Consider the following 16,987-nt stretch of genomic DNA (forward strand, 5'->3'; position numbering starts at 1 on the left):
GGATCGCCGCCATGTGCACCCGCCTCGCGGCCACGCTCCTGGCCGCCCTCTGCATCGGTCTCTCCGGCTGCGCCTCCGACGGCGAGGTCGCGCCCGTCTCCTACCGCGACAGCGCCCAGCAGATGTACGAGGAGGGCCTCGAGCAGCTCGAGTCGGGCGACTACATGCAGGCGATCGCCACCTTCGAGGCGGTCCGCAATCGCTTCCCCTACGCCTCCTATGCAGCGCTGGCGGAGCTGCGGGTGGGCGACGCGGAGTTCGAGCGCGGCCAGTACCTGGCGGCGATCGACGTCTTCAAGAACTTCCTCAAGCTCCACCCCTCCCATCCCGAAGCGGACTGGGCGGCGTTCCGGATCGGCGAGTCCCACTACCGGGCGATCCCCTCCGACTTCTTCATCTTCCCGCCGCCGAGCCAGCGCGACACCACCGAGGCCCGCGCCGCCCGCACCACGCTCGAGGATTTCCTCACCGCCTATCCCGAGAGCAAACACGTGCCGCGGGCCCGTGAACTCCTCGAGGAATCGCTGCGGATCCTCGCGCGGCACGAGCTCTACGTCGGCGACTTCTACGCCAGCCGCGACAAGTGGCAGGGCGCCGCCTCCCGTTACGAATACCTGCTCCGCACCTATCCGAGCGTGGGCTACGACGCAGAGGCGACCTTCAAGCTCGTCGACGCGCTCCGCAAGCTCGAGAAGCCCGAGGAGGCCCTCGCGGCGCTGCAGCGCTACCTCGATCGCCACCCGGACGGCAGCGGGGTGGAGCGGGCGCGGGAGTTGATGCAGGAGCTCCGCGGCCAGCCGTGATCCGTCTCCTCCTCGTTCTCTTCGCGCTCGCTGGATGCAGCCAGCTGCAGAGCCCCGACACCCGCGCCAGGGAGGCGGTCGCCGCTGCGGCGGCGGAGGGGTTCTCCCTGCCGCTGGACGGCGCCACCCTCGACGTGCCGCCGGGGCGGCTCACCGCGATCTCGGTCACCACCGCGCCGCTCGGGGAGGGTAAGCTCCGCGGCTTCGCCCGGATCTCGCTCGAGGGGCGCCTCGACGGCATGCCCGTCTCCTACGTGGGCGACGAGCGTTTCGTGGTGGCCTGCGCCGGCAGGTGTGCCCTCGAGGGCCCGCCGGCGCCGCGGCTCGTGGCGCTGCTCGAGGTGCTCCTGCAGCGGCGCGCCGCCCTGGAGGCGGGGGATCGGGAGCGGCTCGCATCGCTCGCCGTCCCCGACGCGCGCCAGCAGATCGCCAGGGCCGATCTGCAGGCTGCAGCGGCGCGGCCCGTCGCCGGCTGGTTCATCCGGATCGATCGCGACGAGGCGATGGTCGGCGAGGCGGCCCCGGGCGCCGGGCAGCGGCAGCTTATCCTGCGCCACGAGCAGGGGAGCTGGCGGCTGGTCTCCGGCCTGCCCTGACGCCGGAGATGTGAGGCCCTGTCCCCATTGCAGCGCGTCGCGGCAAGGGGGTAGTCTGGCGCCTCTTCCAAGTACACGTGCAGCGAACCGCGCGCCGAGGAAAGACCGTGGGCACAGGCAGCAAGGCGTACGCGCTCAAGTTCATCTCCGGCAAATACCAGGGCGGCGAATTTCCCCTGAAGGCCGACAAGGAGATCGTCGTCGGCCGATCCGCCGATCTCGACATGGTCCTCGTCGAGGACATGGTCAGCCGCAAGCACGCGCGGCTCGTCTCCTCCGGCGGCAAGGTGGTCATCGCCGACCTCGGCTCCACCAACGGCACCTTCGTCAACGGCCAGCGGGTCGACGAGCTGGAGCTGAAGGAGGGCGACCGCATCCTCATCGGCACCTCGATCCTGAAGCTCGTGGTGCAGGGCGACGGCGCCCGGTCGATCGACGCCCAGGCGATGAAGAGCGGCATGGGCCACGCCACCCACTTCGCCGGCAGCGGCGTGATGAGCGGCCGGATCGACGAGGTCTCGATCCCCGATCTGCTCCAGCTCTTCGGCGCCTCCCACAAGACCGGCGTGCTGATCGTCACCTCGGCGGGACGCCAGGGCCGGATCTACCTGCGCCAGGGCAAGGTCTTCTACGCGGTGATCGACGAGAACCACGACGTCGGCCCCGAGAAGTCCTTCTACCGGATCGTCACCTGGGACAGCGGCACCTTCGAACTCGCCCGTCCCGAGGAGACCGACTTCCTCGTCGAGCTCGAGGACAGCACCGAATCGCTGCTCATGGAGGCGATGCGCCAGCTCGACGAGATGAAGCGCCTCGAGCTGCCCTCCCGCGAGACCAACCTCGCGCTCCACGTGCCGATGGCCCGGCCCCTGCGCGAGCTCGAAGGCGAGCTCCTCGACGTGGTGCAGCTGGTCCTCGAGGAGGGCTCCGTCGGCGGCGTCCTCGACAAGGCGCCCGGCAGCGACCTCGAGATCGCCGCGGTACTCAAGAAGCTGATCGACGCCAACGTCGTCCGCCGCGCCTGAGAGCGAAGATGCCCGACGCCGAGAAGCTCCGGCTCACCCGCTACAGCCACGGCGCCGGGTGAGCCTGCAAGCTCCGCCCGGCGGAGCTGGCGCAGGTCCTGCGCCGCCTTCCGATGATCGACGATCCCCGGGTCCTCGTGGGTAGCCGCACGAGCGACGACGCGGCCGTGTACCGTCTCGACGCGAAGACCGCGCTGGTGAGCACGGTCGATTTCTTCACGCCGATCGTCGACGACCCGCGGGACTTCGGCCGGATCGCCGCAGCCAACGCCTTCAGCGACGTCTACGCGATGGGCGCACGGCCGCTCTTCGCCCTCTCGATCGTGGGCTTCCCCCGGGACGACCTGCCCCTCGACGTGCTCCACCGGATCCTCGCCGGCGCCTGCGACGTGGCGCGGGAGGCGAAGGCGCCCATCGTCGGCGGCCACTCCATCGACGACAAGGAGCCGAAATTCGGCCTCGCCGTCACCGGCATCGTCCATCCGAAGAAGGTGCGCTCCAACGCAGGCGGCAGGGCGGGGGACGTGCTCGTCCTCACCAAGCCCCTCGGCACCGGCGTGGTCACCACCGGGATCAAGCGGGGCCTCGCCACCGCCCGCGAGGCCCGCGAGGTGACGAAGCTGATGCGCACCTTGAACCGCGCCGGCGCCGAGGTGCTGGCGCCCGTCTGCACCGCCCTCACCGACGTCACCGGCTTCGGGCTCCTCGGCCACCTGAAGAACGTCTGCGCCGCCAGCAGGGTCGGCGCCCGGATCGACGCTGCAGCCGTGCCCTTCCTCCCTGCTGCGCGCAGGCTCGCGGCGGAGGGCGTCGTTCCCGGCGGCACCAGGGCCAACCTCGCCTTCTATGCGAAGTGGGCGCGCTTCGGCGCCGGCGTGGACGAGGCGACGCGGCTCCTCCTCGCCGACGCCCAGACCAACGGCGGCCTCCTCGCCGCGGTGCCGCCGCGCAAGCTCAGGGCGGTGCTCGCGGCGCTCCCGACCGCAGCCGCCATCGGCGAGCTGGCCCCGGGTCCGGTGCGGATCCGGGTGGCGTAGGGCGGCTTCTTCGACGTGGGAAAAGCCCGTGTTATGGTGCCCGCCGCCATGAGGATCCGCCGCATCTTCACCACCCTGGCCCTCGCCGCAGCGGCGCTCGCAGCGCCCCTGGACGCCGCCGCGGCGCGCCCGGACGGCTCGCTGGTGGTGGTGGTCGATCCGGGGCACGGCGGCGACAAGGACGGGGCGATCGGCCCCGGCGGCCTCAAGGAGAAGGAGGTCGCCCTGGCGATCTCCCTGCGCCTCGAGGCGGCGCTCCGCGAGGCGGGCCACGAGGTCATCCTCACCCGCCGCGACGACACCGGCCTCGACCTCGGGCCGCGGATCCAGCTCGCCAACGAGCGCGGCGCCGATCTCTTCGTCAGCGTGCACGCCAACTCGATGCCCACCGCCGAGGCGCGGGCCCGCACGAGCGGCATCGAGACCTACTTCCTCTCCCCCGACGCCACCGACGAGGCTGCAGCAGCGGTGGCGCAGAAGGAGAACAGCGACGACGCAGCGGCGAACGCGCCGAAGGAGCTGGGCGCGGTGGGAATGATCCTCGCCGACCTCGCCCGCTCCGAAGCGCACGTCAATTCGTCGCAGCTCGCCTACGTCCTCCACGAGGCGATCGTCAAAGGCACCGGAGGCCACGATCGCGGCGTGCGCCAGGCGCCCTTCTTCGTGCTCGAGGGCGCGCAGATGCCGGCGGTCCTCCTCGAGGTCGGCTACATCTCCCACCGCACCGAGGCCAGGCGCCTCGCCGACGCCGAGCAGCAGGAGCGGATCGCCCGGGCCGTGGCCCGCGGCATCGAGCGCTTCCGCCGCGACGTGCTCCAGAAGCAGGCCCGCTCCACCCTGGGCGGCAAGCCTGGCGCCGCTGCGCTCCAGCCGTAGAAAGACGGCTCCATCTCCGGAGCGGATCGGGTAGGGTCCGGCCCTTCCGAGACCCAAGCCGCCCGCATCCCAGCGGCCGGCGCTTCGAGCGAAGAGGCCTCGCTCCCGGAGAAGAGATGCGCAAGAGCGGCCGCGGCCCGCGGGATCTCCGCAACGTCGAAATCATCCCCCACTACCTGCGCCACCCCGAGGGTTCGGCCCTGGTCGCCTTCGGCGACACCCGGGTGATCGTCACCGCCTCGGTGGAGGAGAAGGTGCCCTTCCACCTCAAGGAGAGCGGCCGCGGCTGGGTCACCGCCGAGTACGGGATGCTCCCGCGCGCCACCCACACCCGCAGCGGCCGCGAGGCGGCCCGCGGCAAGCAGGGCGGGCGCACCCTCGAGATCCAGCGGCTCATCGGCCGCTCGCTCCGTGCCGCCACCGACACCACACGGCTCGGCACCATGACCCTCACCCTCGACTGCGACGTGATCCAGGCGGACGGCGGCACCCGCACCGCTGCGATCACCGGCGCGTACGTGGCGCTGGCCCTGGCGGTGCGCAAGCTCCGCGCCGACGGGAAGATCAAGAAGGACCCGCTGCTCGCCCCGGTGGCGGCGGTCTCGGTCGGCGTGATCAACGGCACCCCGATGCTCGACCTCGACTACGACGAGGACTCCACCGCCGAGGTCGACATGAACGTGGTCGCCAACGCCGCCGGCGAGATCATCGAGGTGCAGGGCACCGCGGAGGGCAAGCCCTTCGCCCGCGGCACCCTCGACCAGCTCGTCGATCTCGGCCTCGAGGGGATCGGCCGCCTCGTCGAGGCGCAGCGCAAGGCGCTCGAGGGATGAGCCGCTTCGCCCTCGCACCGGAGCGGCGGCACCAGACCATCCGCCGCAACCTGAGCACCGTGGGCCTGGGGCTGCTGCTCTTCGTGGGCTCCCTCGTCGCCCTGCGCTTCCGTCCCGACCGCAGCTCGCTGCTGCTGATCTTCGGCGCTGCCGGCGCGCTCCTGCTGGTGCTGGGGCTGCGCCGCCTGGTGGTGGGGATCCGGCCGGTCACCCTGGGCAAGAGCGCCGTGTGGTTCGGCACCACCGGCGTGCCCCTGGAGCGGATCGAGGCGATCGAGGTGGCGGGGGATCGCCTCGTGATCCTGCGCGAAGGCGGCAGGCGCCACGAGGAGCTGCTGGCGGATCCGTCCCGCGCCGCCTCGGAGATCGCCAGGAGCGCCGGGCTCCGGCCGCCGCGCAAGGGCGGCCCGCAGCGCTGGGAGCGCCGCGCCGCGGAGACGACCCTGGCCGAGGAGAACGAAGCGTGAAGCTGCTGGTCGCCTCCGGCAACAAGAAGAAGCTGGCCGAGCTGCAGGAGCTGGCGCAGGGGCTGACGGTGGAGGTGGTCTCGCCGGCGTCGCTGGGCAAGGAGCTCCCCGAGGTGGAGGAGGACGGCGCCACCTTCGCCGCGAACGCGCGGAAGAAGGCGCTCGCCTTCGCCACGGCCTTCGGGATCCCCACCATCGCCGACGATTCGGGGCTCTGCGTCGACGCCCTCGGCGGCGCGCCGGGCGTCTACAGCGCCCGCTACTCCGGCGAGGAGCCGGTGCCGGATCGCGACGCGCGCAACAACGAGAAGCTCCTCCGGGCGCTGCGCGACGTGCCCGCGGCGTTGCGGGGCGCCTCGTTCCACTGCGCGCTCTGCCTCGCCTTCCCCGACGGCACCACCCGCGAGGTGGAGGGGCGCTGGCCCGGGCAGGTGGCCTTCTCGCCCCGGGGCGCCAACGGCTTCGGCTACGACCCGCTCTTCCTCCTGCCATCGCAGGGGAAGACCTCCGCCGAGCTCTCCACCGAGGAGAAGCACCGGCAGAGCCACCGGGGCAGGGCGATGCAGGCGATGCGGCCGGTGCTCGAGGCGCTGCTCGGGAACGAAGCAGGCCCCCACGAGGCGTAGGAGCGCTCTTCCCCCGGGTACTTCTCGCCTCCGGCGCGGGCCCCCCGGGTACTTCTCGCCTCCGGCGCGGGCCCCCCGGCACTTCTCGCCTCCGGCGTGGTTCCCCACGCCGGAGGCGATCACAGGCTACGCGCTAGCGGTTCCGGCGCTCGCCGGGCCGCTGCCCACCTTCCTCGCTGATCCCGCCGCCCGGCCTGACCGGCTCGCCCCGCGAGACGTCACGGCCCTGCTCCATGTTGCGCCCCTCGGTCTCCCGCTGCGCTTCGCGGCGCAGCTCGTCCGGCCTCTTCCCCTTGTGCTTCGCAGCCATCCCCCACGCTCCTTTTCGCGGCACTTTTTGCTCGCCGCACGAAGAAGCTGTGCACCGTTCGCTCGGCCGGTGAAGCGTCACGCGGGGGCGCCCTGCCCGTGCACGAGGAAGCGGACCTCGTCCCCGCTGGGGGCGAAGCGCCTGCGCATCACCTCGATCGCCGCGGGGTTCTCGTCCACGAGGAGGAAGCGCCTGCCGTGGCGGAGCGCCGCCTCGCCGGTGGTGCCGCTTCCCGCGAAGAAATCGATCACCAGGTCCCCGGGGCGCGAGGAGGCCCGCACGATCCGCTCGAGGATCCCCACCGGCTTCTGCGTGGGATAACCCGTCTTCTCCCTGCCCGTGGGGCTGACGATGGTGTGCCACCAGGTGTCGGTGGGGAGCTTGCCCCGGGCCGCCTTCTCCGGTCCCACCAGCCCGGGCGCCAGGTAGGGGATTCGGTCCACCGCCTCGATGTCGAAGAAGTAGCCGGCGGGCTCCTTCGCGTAGAAGAGGATGTTGTCGTGCTTGGCGGGCCAGCGCTTCTTCGACCGGGCGCCGTAGTCGTAGGCCCAGACGATCTCGTTCACGAAGCAGTCCCGCCCGAAGATCCCGTCGAGGAGCACCTTCACGTAGTGCACCTCGCGGTAGTCGAGGTGCACGTAGAGCGAGCCGCTCGGGGCGAGCAGCCGCCGCGCCTCCCGCAGTCGCGGCTCGAGGAAGCCCAGGTAGTCGTCGAAGCGGTCGCCGTAGGAGGCGGAGGAGAGCTTCTCGGTGCGGTAGCGCACGCCGCCGAAGCCGGTGCGATCCCCTTCGGGATCACGCACGGTCCGCAGCACCTCGCGCTTCTGCTTCTGGCCGGTGTTGAAGGGCGGATCGACGTAGACCAGCTGCGCGCAGCCGTCGGGCAGCTCGCGCAGCACCGCCAGATTCTCGCCGTGGATGACCTGGCCGCAGCCTTCGTGTCCGGACATGGCGGCGCACTCTACACGAAGGGGCAAGGGGGGAATCGCAACCCGGCGATCGGCGTTTCAACGACCCGAGGGTGAATAGCGCTTGCCTCGATCGCGGCTCTGCGCTACATCAGCCGCCGCTTTCGCGGGGTGTGGCGCAGCCTGGTAGCGCACCTGCTTTGGGAGCAGGGTGTCGGAGGTTCGAATCCTCTCGCCCCGACCATTTGCAGCAAACGCCAAGGGTCCCACGGGGCCCGGTGCGGAAGTTGAGCGCCAGTAGCTCAGTTGGATAGAGCAGCGGCCTTCTAAGCCGTAGGTCGAGGGTTCGATTCCTTCCTGGCGCGCCAAAATAGAATATCGAAGTTTGTGGTGAGCGTAGCTCAACTGGCAGAGCACTGGACTGTGACTCCGGGGGTTGTGGGTTCGAGCCCCATCGCTCACCCCATTTTGCAGAAGGCCGGAAGCAGCGGCCGCGTGCCGGGAAACCGGACGCAACGAGAAGAAGGCAGCTTCGAGGCAGGGCGGAAAAAAGCGGTTGACTCCAAGAGCCGCTTCGACTAAACCGCCACCTCGTTCGGGACGGAAACAGCGTCGCCGAGAAAAGCTGAGAAAAGTCGGGTGCGTAGCTCAATTGGCAGAGCAATGGACTCTTAATCCATAGGTTGAAGGTTCGATTCCTTCCGCACTCACCACTTTGGAAACCCCCTGCAGGCAACTGCAGGGGGTTTTCTTTTTTGCGCCGCCGGGAACCTTCCCGGTACCCGGGCGTTTCCTCGCACGAGACCTTTGACGGCAGCGTCGGGTCGTTCTATGGAGCGCCGCAAGGGGCAGGTGGCGGAATTGGTAGACGCGCTGGTCTTAGGAGCCAGTGTCGCAAGGCGTGAGGGTTCGAGTCCCTCCCTGCCCACCATATCGATCGATCGCCGAGGCGGCCTCCGGGCGCGCCTCCCGGCTGCGGCAGCCGGAATGGACCGATCCCTGCTGTGGTTGGGCCACCGATGATCCCCTACTTCGAAGTTCCGCCCCTCTCCCTCGGCCCCCTCGAGCTCCACGCCTTCGGCGCCCTCGCCGCGCTGGGCATCTACGTGGGCGCCCGCCTCGCGGCGAAGGCCGCGCGGACCATCGGCCCCGGCGACGACCTGCCCATCGTCGAGGCGGCCCCCTGGATGGTGGTCGGCGGCGTGATCGGCGGCCACCTCGTCCACGTCCTCGGCTACCACCCGGAGATCCTCGCCACCGAGGGTTGGACCTCGCTGCTCAAGGTCTGGGACGGCCTCTCCTCGATGGGCGGCGTGCTCGGCGGCCTGATCACCATCGTGCTCTTCTTCCGCTGGAAGCGGTGGCGGCTGATCCCCTCCTTGAACGCCCTCGCCCTCGGCATCGCGCCGGGCTGGGGCATCGCCCGCCTGGGCTGCTTCGCCGCCCACGATCACAAGGGCACGCTCACCGACTTCCCCCTGGCCGTGGCCTTCCCGGGCGGCGCCCGCCACGACCTTGGCCTCTACGAGGCGGTGCTCCTCTTCGCCATCGCCGGCGTGCTCTGGCTGCTCGCCAGGAAGCCGCGCCCCGAGGGCTTCCTCATGGGGGTGCTCGCCATCGCCTACGCGGTGCCGCGCTTCTTCATGGACTTCCTCCGGGCCACCGATCTGCCCTTCTCCGACGGGCGCATCGCCGGGCTCACCCCCGCGCAGTACACCGCCTTCCTCCTCGTGGGGATCGGCACCTGGCTGCTGGTGCGCTCGCGCAACCTCCCCGCGATGACGGTGGAGCGGCGGGCAGAGCAGGAAAGCGCCGCAGCGGCCTGACCCGCCCCGGCCTGCACAAGACGAAGGCGCCGAAGGTCCCCGCGGACCGCGGCGCCTTTTTCGATCCGGGGCGCGGCGAAAGCGGGGGTACTCCTTCCGCCGCTGGGGTAGGGTGGCGACCGTTCACCGCGCTTTCCGCGGGGTGGGGGAGAGCCCGCCGGCCTGCTTGACTTCCCGAAGGGCGGCGTCTATTCGGCGGCTTCTTTTAACTCCTCCTCCGATACTGCTACGAGGGTTTGGCTGATGAAGGTCAATGTCGAGACCGTCTCCCCGGTCGAGAAGAAGCTCCTGATCGAGGTCGATGCCGACCGCGTCTCCAACGAGCTCGAGCGCGCCTACCGGGGGCTCTCCCGCAGCGTGCGCGTGCCCGGCTTCCGCCAGGGCAAGGTGCCCCGCCGGATCCTCGAGGCCCGCTACAAGGACCAGGTCGAGCAGGACGTGGTGCAGCACCTCGTCGAGCACACCTGGCGCGAGGCGGTGGACGAGCAGGACCTCTTCCCCGTGGCGCAGCCGGTGGTCTCCCCCGAGCGCCTCGAGCAGGGCAAGCCGTTCAAGTACGAGGCCCGCGTCGAGGTGAAGCCCGAGGTCACCGCGAAGGATTACAAGGGCCTGGAGTACACGGGCACCGAGCCGAAGGTCACCGACGAGATGGTGAACGACGAGCTCGCCCGCATCCAGGAGAGCCTCGCCCAGCTCCAGCCCATCGAGGACCGCCAGACCGCCCAGGTGGGTGATTACGCGATCATCGATCACGAGGGCTTCCTCGGCGAGGAGTCGATCGAGGGTGGCAAGGGCACCGACGTCACGGTCAAGGTCGACGAGGGCTCGCTCCTCGAGGGCAGCGCCCCGATGCTCGCCGGCAAGAACGTGGGCGAGACCGTCGACGCCACCGTCGAGTTCCCGCCCGACTACCAGGACGAGAAGGTCCGCGGGAAGGCCGCCACCTTCAAGCTCACCCTGAAGAGCCTGAAGCGGCGCGACGTCCCGGCCCTCGACGACGAGCTCGCCAAGGATCTCGGCGGCGAGGCCAAGACCCTCGACGAGCTCAAGGCGAAGATCCGCGAGGGGCTCGACACCGCCGAGAAGCAGCGCGCCGACCGCGAGAACCGCGAAGGCCTGCTCAAGGCGCTGGTCGAGAAGAATCCGATCGAGGTGCCCAAGGCCCTCGTCGAGCGCGGCATCGACATGATGGTCGCCGGCGCCGCCGAGCGCTTCCAGCGCCAGGGGCTCGACATCCGCCAGATGGGGCTCGATTTCCGCAAGATCCGCGAGGATCTGCGCGAGAAGGCGACCCAGGAGGTCAAGGCGGCGCTGCTGCTCGAGGCCATCGCCGGGCAGGAGGGCGTCGAGGTCTCCGACTCCGACCTCGCCGACCACTACGCGAAGCTGGCCACCGAGGTGAACATGCCCGAGGCGAAGGTCCGGGCCCACTTCGAGAAGGACGCCGCCGAGATGAACGCGCTCAAGAACCGTCTGCGTGAAGAAAAGACGGTTGCGCTCCTGCAGCGCGAGGCGAAGGTTACCGGCTAGTCTTCTGCACGGTCCTACCCGAGCAGGAGATTCGAGTCCGCCCCCCGGCGCCCTCCGAGGCGCCGGGCCGCCCCTGGAGGAGAGCAAATGAGCTACATCCCGATGCCGTTCGTGGTCGAGCAGACGCACCGCGGCGAACGCTCCTACGACATCTATTCGCGCCTGCTGAAGGACCGGATCATCTTCCTCGGGACCCCCGTGGACGACGACGTGGCGAACGTCATCATCGCCCAGCTCCTCTTCCTGGAGTCCGAGGACCCGGACAAGGACATCAACCTCTACATCAACTCGCCGGGTGGCTCGGTGACCGCGGGCCTCGCGATCTACGACACCATGCAGTACGTGAAGCCGGCGGTTTCCACGATCTGCATGGGCCAGGCCGCCTCGATGGGCGCGCTGCTCCTCTCTGCCGGCGCCGACGGCAAGCGCTACGCGCTCCCCCACGCCCGGATCATGATCCACCAGCCGATGGGCGGCTTCTCCGGCCAGGCCACGGACATCGACATCCAGGCCAAGGAGATCCTCCGGCTGAAGCAGAAGCTGAACGAGATCCTCGTCCACCACACCAAGCAGCCCATCGAGCGGATCGAGAAGGACACCGACCGCGACTACTTCATGGGCGCCGGCGAGGCCAAGGAATACGGCCTGATCGACCAGGTCTACGTCCGCCACCACGTTCCGCCCGGCAAGGAAGGCAAGTAGGCCTTCGGGGCATTCGAGCGGGCGGGAGGACGGTACCTCCGGTTGGATGGACTGGCCTCCCCCCGGTTGTTACCCTCAATGGCATGTGCCGGGGATAGACCCTGGAAGCCGGGAGAGGTGGTTTTGGACAGGCGCGACAGCCACACGCTCTGCTGCTCCTTCTGCGGCAAGTCCCAGAAGGAGGTCAAGAAGCTCATCGCAGGGCCGACGGTCTACATCTGCGACGAGTGCATCGGTCTCTGCAACGACATCATCGCGGAGGAGATCGAGCACGAGGAGCGGAAGGACAAGAAGATCCGCATTCCGCGGCCCAGCGAGATCAAGACGGTCCTCGACGAGTACGTGATCGGCCAGGATCGGGCCAAGAAGATCCTCTCCGTGGCGGTGCACAACCACTACAAGCGGATCGAGCAGAAGGGGAACGCCACCTCTGCGGACGACGTCGAGCTCCAGAAGTCGAACATCCTCCTGCTCGGCCCCACGGGCTCCGGCAAGACGCTGCTCGCCCAGACGCTCGCCCGGCTGCTGAACGTTCCCTTCACCATCGCCGACGCCACCACCCTCACCGAGGCGGGCTACGTCGGCGAGGACGTCGAGAACATCATCGTCAACCTGCTGCAGGCCGCCGACCACGACATCGAGCGGGCGCAGAAGGGCATCGTCTACATCGACGAGATCGACAAGATCGCCCGCAAGAGCGAGAACCCGTCGATCACCCGCGACGTCTCCGGCGAGGGCGTGCAGCAGGCGCTGCTCAAGCTCATCGAGGGCACGGTCGCCAACGTCCCGCCCAAGGGCGGCCGCAAGCACCCGCAGCAGGAATTCCTGCAGGTCGACACCTCGAACATCCTCTTCATCTGCGGCGGCGCCTTCCACGGCCTCGACAAGATCGTCGAGCAGCGGCAGGGCGGCAGGAGCATGGGCTTCGGCGCCGAGGTGAAGAGCAAGCAGGAGAAGAACCAGACCGAGCTGCTGCGCGACGCGCAGCCGCAGGACCTGCTCAAATTCGGCCTGATCCCCGAGTTCATCGGCCGTCTGCCCGTCACCGCCACCCTCGAGGAGCTCGACGAGCCGGCGCTGGTGCAGATCCTCACCGAGCCGAAGAACGCCCTGGTCAAGCAGTACAAGAAGCTGCTCGAGATGGACGGCGTGAACCTCAAGTTCACCGAGGGCGCCCTCCATGCCATCGCCAGGGAAGCGCTGCGCAACAAGGCCGGTGCCCGTGGCCTGCGCTCGGTGGTCGAGGGTGCCATGCTCGACGTGATGTACGACATTCCTTCTCAGAAGACTGCGAGGGAGGTCGTCATCGGTGAAGACGTGATCGCGAAGAAGGAGAAGCCGCTGATCATCTACGAGCAGCAGAAGGCCGAATCGGCGTAGCCGGGGCGTTGGTTTCCCGGTCGAGCTTCGGCCGGCGCCCTTGCTGCTTCGTTCTGCAGCCAGGCCGCCGGCCGGTTTCGTTTCGGCCCGGCCCGCTTCGAGGGCGCACGGGGAAGGTTGTCACCAGAGGGCCTGTTCTCCTGAGGTTCGAAGCAAGCAGTCCGCATGAAGGGGGGGCGCCGGCAAGCCCGGAGCCCACCGCCAGCCCGAGAGGTCCTAGAGCACATGTTCTTCGGCAAAGACGACAAGAAGGGTGGCCCGGCGAAGACGCGCCTCGTTCCGCTGCTCCCGCTGCGGGACATCATCGTCTTCCCCCACATGGTCGTCCCGCTCTTCGTGGGGCGTGAGAAGTCCATCAGCGCCCTCGAAGAGGCCATGGCCCACGACAAGGAGATCCTCCTTGCCGCGCAGAAGAAGGCCAAGACCAACGATCCCGCCCCCGAGGACATCTTCGAGGTCGGTACGCTGGGGACGATCATCCAGCTCCTGCGCCTGCCCGACGGCACTGTGAAGGTCCTCGTCGAGGGCAAGAAGCGCGCCCGCGTCCGGCGCTACCAGCAGACCGAGAGCTTCTTCCTCGCCGAGGCGGAGGAGGTCGAGGAGATCTCCGAGCGCTCCGTCGAGCTCGAAGCGCTCATCCGCTCCGTGCACTCGACCTTCGAGGCGTACGTCAAGCTCAACAAGCGCATCCCGCCCGAGATGCTGGTCTCGGTGGCCTCGATCGACGATCCGGGCCGGCTCTCCGACACCATCGTCGCCCACCTCTCGCTCAAGCTGAACGACAAGCAGTCGATCCTGGAGACCGAGTCGGCAGCGAAGCGCCTCGAGAAGCTCTACGAGCTGATGCAGGGCGAGATCGAGATCCTGCAGGTCGAGAAGAAGATCCGCACCCGCGTCAAGAAGCAGATGGAGAAGACGCAGAAGGAGTACTACCTGAATGAGCAGATGCAGGCCATTCAGAAGGAACTCGGGGAGCGGGACGAGTTCAAGAACGAGGTGCAGGAGCTCGAGGAGCGGATCAAGAACAAGAAGATGTCGAAGGAGGCGACGGTCAAGGTCAAGCGCGAGCTCAAGAAGCTCAAGATGATGAGCCCGATGAGCGCCGAGGCCACCGTCGTCCGCAACTACATCGATTGGATCCTGACGCTGCCCTGGTACGACCAGACCAAGGACAAGCTCGACATCGGCGAGGCGAAGCAGGTTCTCGACGCCGATCACTACGGCCTGAAGAAGCCCAAGGAGCGCATCCTCGAGTACCTCGCGGTGCAGCAGCTCGTGGGCAAGATCAAGGGCCCGGTCCTCTGCCTCGTCGGTCCTCCCGGCGTCGGCAAGACCTCGCTCGGCAAGTCGATCGCCAAGGCCACCGGCCGCAAATTCGTGCGCCTCTCCCTCGGCGGCGTGCGCGACGAGGCCGAGATCCGCGGCCACCGCCGGACCTACATCGGCGCGATGCCCGGCAAGCTGATCCAGTCGATGAAGAAGGCGGGTTCGAACAACCCGGTCTTCCTCCTCGACGAGATCGACAAGATGTCGACCGACTTCCGCGGCGATCCGTCGGCGGCGCTCCTCGAGGTCCTCGACCCCGAGCAGAACGCCACCTTCGGCGACCACTACCTCGACGTCGACTACGACCTGTCGAAGGTGATGTTCATCTGCACCGCGAACACGCTGCACGGGATCCCCGGGCCGCTGCTCGACCGCATGGAGGTGATCCGCCTCGCCGGCTACACCGACCGCGAGAAGCTCCACATCGCCGATCGCTACCTGGTTCCGAAGGCGCTCGAGCAGAACGGTCTCGACGGCGTGGACGTGAAGTTCACCCGCCAGGGCCTGCTCGCCCTCATCCACCACTACACGCGCGAAGCCGGCGTCCGGAAGCTGGAGCAGGAGGTCAACGCGGTCGCCCGCAAGATCGCCCGCCGCGTGCTCAAGGTGGGCAAGGAGAAGAAGTTCGTCGTCTCCTCGAAGATGGTCCCGAAGTACCTCGGGCCCCAGCGCTTCAAGCACGGCATGGCCGAGGCCCACGACCAGGTAGGCCTGGTCACCGGCCTCGCCTGGACCGAGCTGGGCGGCGAGCTCCTCGTCACCGAGGTGACCGCCTTCCCGGGCAAGGGCAAGCTCATCATCACCGGCAAGCTCGGTGAGGTGATGCAGGAGTCGGCGCAGGCGGCGATGAGCTACGTGCGCTCCCGCGCCCCGGTATTCGGCATCGACCGGAAGTTCTTCGACATGACCGACCTGCACATCCACGTGCCGGAAGGCGCCATCCCGAAGGACGGTCCGTCTGCGGGCATCACCATGGCCACCGCGCTCATCTCGGCGTGCACCAAGGTGCCGGTGCGCAAGGACATCGCCATGACCGGCGAGATCACCCTGCGCGGCCGCGTGCTGCCCATCGGCGGTCTCAAGGAGAAGGCGATGGCCGCCTACCGCGGCGGCATCAAGACCATCCTGATCCCGTCGGAGAACGAGAAGGACGTGCGGGAGATCCCCTACGCGGTCCGCAAGATGCTGCAGATCATCCCGGTCGAGCACATGGACCAGGTGCTCCGCCACGCCCTGGTGCTAGACAAGCCGGACGAGTTCTTCCGGCCGATGCCGGTGGAGGACGGGGGCGCGCGTGTCCCCGCCGAGCAGGACGTCGCCTCCGAGCCGGTGATTGGCGCCTGATCCCTTCGCTGCCGCGGGGCCGGTTTGGCCGGCTCCGCGGCGGCGTGTTTCGGTTTGACGGAGAGGCGAGCGGCGCGGTAGAAAGCGCCACCTTTGACCGGGCGCATAGCTCAGCTGGTTAGAGCATCGTCTTTACACGGCGAGGGTCGTAGGTTCGAAACCTACTGCGCCCACCAGCTTTTGTGCGGTGTTAGTTAAGTCGGTTATAACGCCGGCCTGTCACGCCGGAGGCCACGGGTTCGAGTCCCGTACACCGCGCCACATGGAAGCCCCGTAGGTCTTGGATCTACGGGGCTTTCGTTTTTCTGCGGCGGGCGGGGAGCGAGGTTCACGCTCGACGGGCCCGTTCTGCCTCGGCTCTGCAGGTCGCTCGGGAGGTCGGGGCCCCTGCCGCCGTTTCTCTCTTGGCACATGGCCTCGAGATAGCGGCTGGTGTTATCTTCGAAGCCTATGGCAAGCACGGCGAGAAAGAGTGCGAGTCGCGACGGAGCGCGAGCGAAGGCCTTCCTGATCCGGCGGGCGTCCGCCGCTGCGATTCAGCGAGCGCTCGGTGTGACCGCCTCAGACCGCAAGCTCCTCGAGCGGGTCCGCACCAGGAAGGTTGCCGCTACGAGCGCCAAACGCTCTGCCGCCGAAGGGGCGACAAGCAGTCGCAGACGAGTCGCGGGTCCTAAGCGCACCACTACGTCCGCATCGGTCCGCGACTAGGTGTACGGGACAAACGTTCACGTGGCTGCTACGCTAGGCCTGCATGGGACGTCAGCGAACAGCGCCCGAGGGCCCGAACGTCTTTCTCATGTGCCATTTGACTCAGCGTATGAGCGACTTTTCACCGCACTCGTCTCGGGCCTGATCGCGCTCGGCTGCATCCCGCGTTGCGCTATGGAGATTGTGGAGTCCGGAGAAGGGCGCTTGAACCGGATCTACCGCCTTCTCGGTGAGTCGCAGTACTCGATCCACGACCTGAGCCGTGTCCAGGGAAGCACACGTAGACGCGAGGCCCGCTTCAACATGCCTTTCGAGCTCGGCCTCGCCTATTCGCTCAGGAAGGAGAAGCGCACGCACCAATTCCTCATCTTCGAGGAGGTGCGCTACCGGCTAACGAGGACCTTGAGCGATCTCAACGGCTTCGATCCCCAGATCCACGACGGGGAGCCGATGAAGATGCTGCGACTTCTGCGGGGGAGCTTCGTCTCACGCCATCGTCCCAGCATTGAGGACCTTCGTGCTGTCTACCGGGCTTCCCGATCGGCTGTCCGTGCGGCGGCTCGGCTCGAAGGTTTGTCGGTCTTCGACGCGGATGGCTTCCGCTTCCTCTCGGCGGCGGCCAGCCAGGAGGCCGCCGAGCGGGGACTCATCCCCGAGCGCTGACCGCTGTTGTACGAGCGAAAAGGGCTT

At 68.5% G+C, this 16,987-nt stretch carries 16 protein-coding genes and 7 tRNA genes; 21 read left to right on the forward strand and 2 right to left on the reverse strand.

Features of this window, described 5'->3' with window-relative positions; all coding sequences use genetic code 11:
- The first annotated feature begins 11 nt into the window (after positions 1-11).
- From ACESMR_RS02280 to rdgB, 8 genes are all read left to right on the forward strand, one after another.
- A complete protein-coding gene (locus ACESMR_RS02280; protein WP_373044714.1) occupies positions 12-803 on the forward strand; it encodes an outer membrane protein assembly factor BamD in 792 nt (263 codons plus the stop codon).
- Positions 800-1,399 carry a hypothetical protein gene (locus tag ACESMR_RS02285; protein ID WP_373044716.1) on the forward strand — a complete coding sequence of 200 codons (600 nt, stop codon included), beginning with the start codon at positions 800-802 and terminating at the stop codon, positions 1,397-1,399. Before ACESMR_RS02280 ends, ACESMR_RS02285 begins: the two co-directional genes overlap by 4 nt.
- A 107-nt stretch (positions 1,400-1,506) precedes the next feature.
- Positions 1,507-2,424 (forward strand): DUF4388 domain-containing protein, encoded by a 918-nt coding sequence (locus ACESMR_RS02290; protein WP_373044717.1) that lies wholly within the window; start codon positions 1,507-1,509, stop codon positions 2,422-2,424.
- 8 nt (positions 2,425-2,432) lie between these two features.
- Positions 2,433-3,461: a selenide, water dikinase SelD gene (gene selD / locus ACESMR_RS02295; protein ID WP_373044719.1), complete on the forward strand. Its 1,029-nt coding sequence runs from the start codon at positions 2,433-2,435 to the stop codon at positions 3,459-3,461.
- 48 nt (positions 3,462-3,509) lie between these two features.
- The gene (locus ACESMR_RS02300; protein ID WP_373044721.1) at positions 3,510-4,337 is read left to right on the forward strand and encodes an N-acetylmuramoyl-L-alanine amidase; all 828 of its coding nucleotides are present in this window, start codon (positions 3,510-3,512) and stop codon (positions 4,335-4,337) included.
- 116 nt (positions 4,338-4,453) lie between these two features.
- Positions 4,454-5,170: a ribonuclease PH gene (rph, locus tag ACESMR_RS02305; protein WP_373044723.1), complete on the forward strand. Its 717-nt coding sequence runs from the start codon at positions 4,454-4,456 to the stop codon at positions 5,168-5,170.
- Complete coding sequence (locus ACESMR_RS02310) at positions 5,167-5,637, forward strand: hypothetical protein (protein ID WP_373044725.1); 471 nt, start codon at positions 5,167-5,169, stop codon at positions 5,635-5,637. Before rph ends, ACESMR_RS02310 begins: the two co-directional genes overlap by 4 nt.
- Entirely contained in the window at positions 5,634-6,263 is a 630-nt protein-coding gene (gene rdgB / locus ACESMR_RS02315; protein WP_373044727.1) for an RdgB/HAM1 family non-canonical purine NTP pyrophosphatase, read from the forward strand. Before ACESMR_RS02310 ends, rdgB begins: the two co-directional genes overlap by 4 nt.
- Before the next feature lie 133 nt (positions 6,264-6,396).
- Here rdgB and ACESMR_RS02320 read toward each other — a convergent pair whose 3' ends face one another.
- Both ACESMR_RS02320 and ACESMR_RS02325 read right to left on the reverse strand, forming a co-directional pair.
- A complete protein-coding gene (locus ACESMR_RS02320) occupies positions 6,397-6,573 on the reverse strand; it encodes a hypothetical protein (RefSeq protein WP_373044728.1) in 177 nt (58 codons plus the stop codon).
- A 77-nt stretch (positions 6,574-6,650) separates the two neighbouring features.
- A complete protein-coding gene (locus tag ACESMR_RS02325) occupies positions 6,651-7,523 on the reverse strand; it encodes a DNA-methyltransferase (RefSeq protein WP_373044730.1) in 873 nt (290 codons plus the stop codon).
- Positions 7,524-7,648: 125 nt separating this feature from the next.
- On the opposite strand from ACESMR_RS02325, the gene ACESMR_RS02330 reads away from it, so the two are divergent.
- The 13 genes from ACESMR_RS02330 to ACESMR_RS02390 all read left to right on the forward strand — a co-directional run bounded on the left by ACESMR_RS02330 (position 7,649) and on the right by ACESMR_RS02390 (position 16,960).
- Positions 7,649-7,725 (forward strand) — tRNA-Pro (locus tag ACESMR_RS02330).
- 47 nt (positions 7,726-7,772) lie between these two features.
- Positions 7,773-7,849: transfer RNA gene (locus ACESMR_RS02335), tRNA-Arg, on the forward strand.
- A 22-nt stretch (positions 7,850-7,871) separates the two neighbouring features.
- Positions 7,872-7,947 (forward strand) — tRNA-His (locus ACESMR_RS02340).
- Positions 7,948-8,118: 171 nt separating this feature from the next.
- A tRNA-Lys gene (locus ACESMR_RS02345) sits at positions 8,119-8,194 on the forward strand.
- Positions 8,195-8,327: 133 nt separating this feature from the next.
- Positions 8,328-8,412 (forward strand) — tRNA-Leu (locus ACESMR_RS02350).
- Between the two features lie 88 nt (positions 8,413-8,500).
- Positions 8,501-9,307 carry a prolipoprotein diacylglyceryl transferase gene (locus ACESMR_RS02355; RefSeq protein ID WP_373044731.1) on the forward strand — a complete coding sequence of 269 codons (807 nt, stop codon included), beginning with the start codon at positions 8,501-8,503 and terminating at the stop codon, positions 9,305-9,307.
- A 243-nt stretch (positions 9,308-9,550) separates the two neighbouring features.
- Positions 9,551-10,837: a trigger factor gene (gene tig, locus ACESMR_RS02360; RefSeq protein ID WP_373044733.1), complete on the forward strand. Its 1,287-nt coding sequence runs from the start codon at positions 9,551-9,553 to the stop codon at positions 10,835-10,837.
- Between the two features lie 87 nt (positions 10,838-10,924).
- A complete protein-coding gene (gene clpP / locus ACESMR_RS02365; RefSeq protein ID WP_373044735.1) occupies positions 10,925-11,539 on the forward strand; it encodes an ATP-dependent Clp endopeptidase proteolytic subunit ClpP in 615 nt (204 codons plus the stop codon).
- 78 nt (positions 11,540-11,617) lie between these two features.
- Positions 11,618-12,919 (forward strand): ATP-dependent Clp protease ATP-binding subunit ClpX, encoded by a 1,302-nt coding sequence (clpX, locus tag ACESMR_RS02370; RefSeq protein WP_373044737.1) that lies wholly within the window; start codon positions 11,618-11,620, stop codon positions 12,917-12,919.
- Positions 12,920-13,144: 225 nt separating this feature from the next.
- Complete coding sequence (lon, locus tag ACESMR_RS02375) at positions 13,145-15,589, forward strand: endopeptidase La (RefSeq protein WP_373044739.1); 2,445 nt, start codon at positions 13,145-13,147, stop codon at positions 15,587-15,589.
- Between the two features lie 99 nt (positions 15,590-15,688).
- Positions 15,689-15,765: transfer RNA gene (locus tag ACESMR_RS02380), tRNA-Val, on the forward strand.
- 8 nt (positions 15,766-15,773) lie between these two features.
- Positions 15,774-15,850: transfer RNA gene (locus tag ACESMR_RS02385), tRNA-Asp, on the forward strand.
- Positions 15,851-16,501: 651 nt separating this feature from the next.
- Positions 16,502-16,960, forward strand: coding sequence for a hypothetical protein (locus ACESMR_RS02390; RefSeq protein WP_373044740.1), 459 nt, complete (start codon positions 16,502-16,504; stop codon positions 16,958-16,960).
- Positions 16,961-16,987: the final 27 nt, after the last annotated feature.

Origin of the sequence: Vulgatibacter sp., from assembly GCF_041687135.1 — a bacterium.
Classification (GTDB): domain Bacteria; phylum Myxococcota; class Myxococcia; order Myxococcales; family Vulgatibacteraceae; genus JAWLCN01.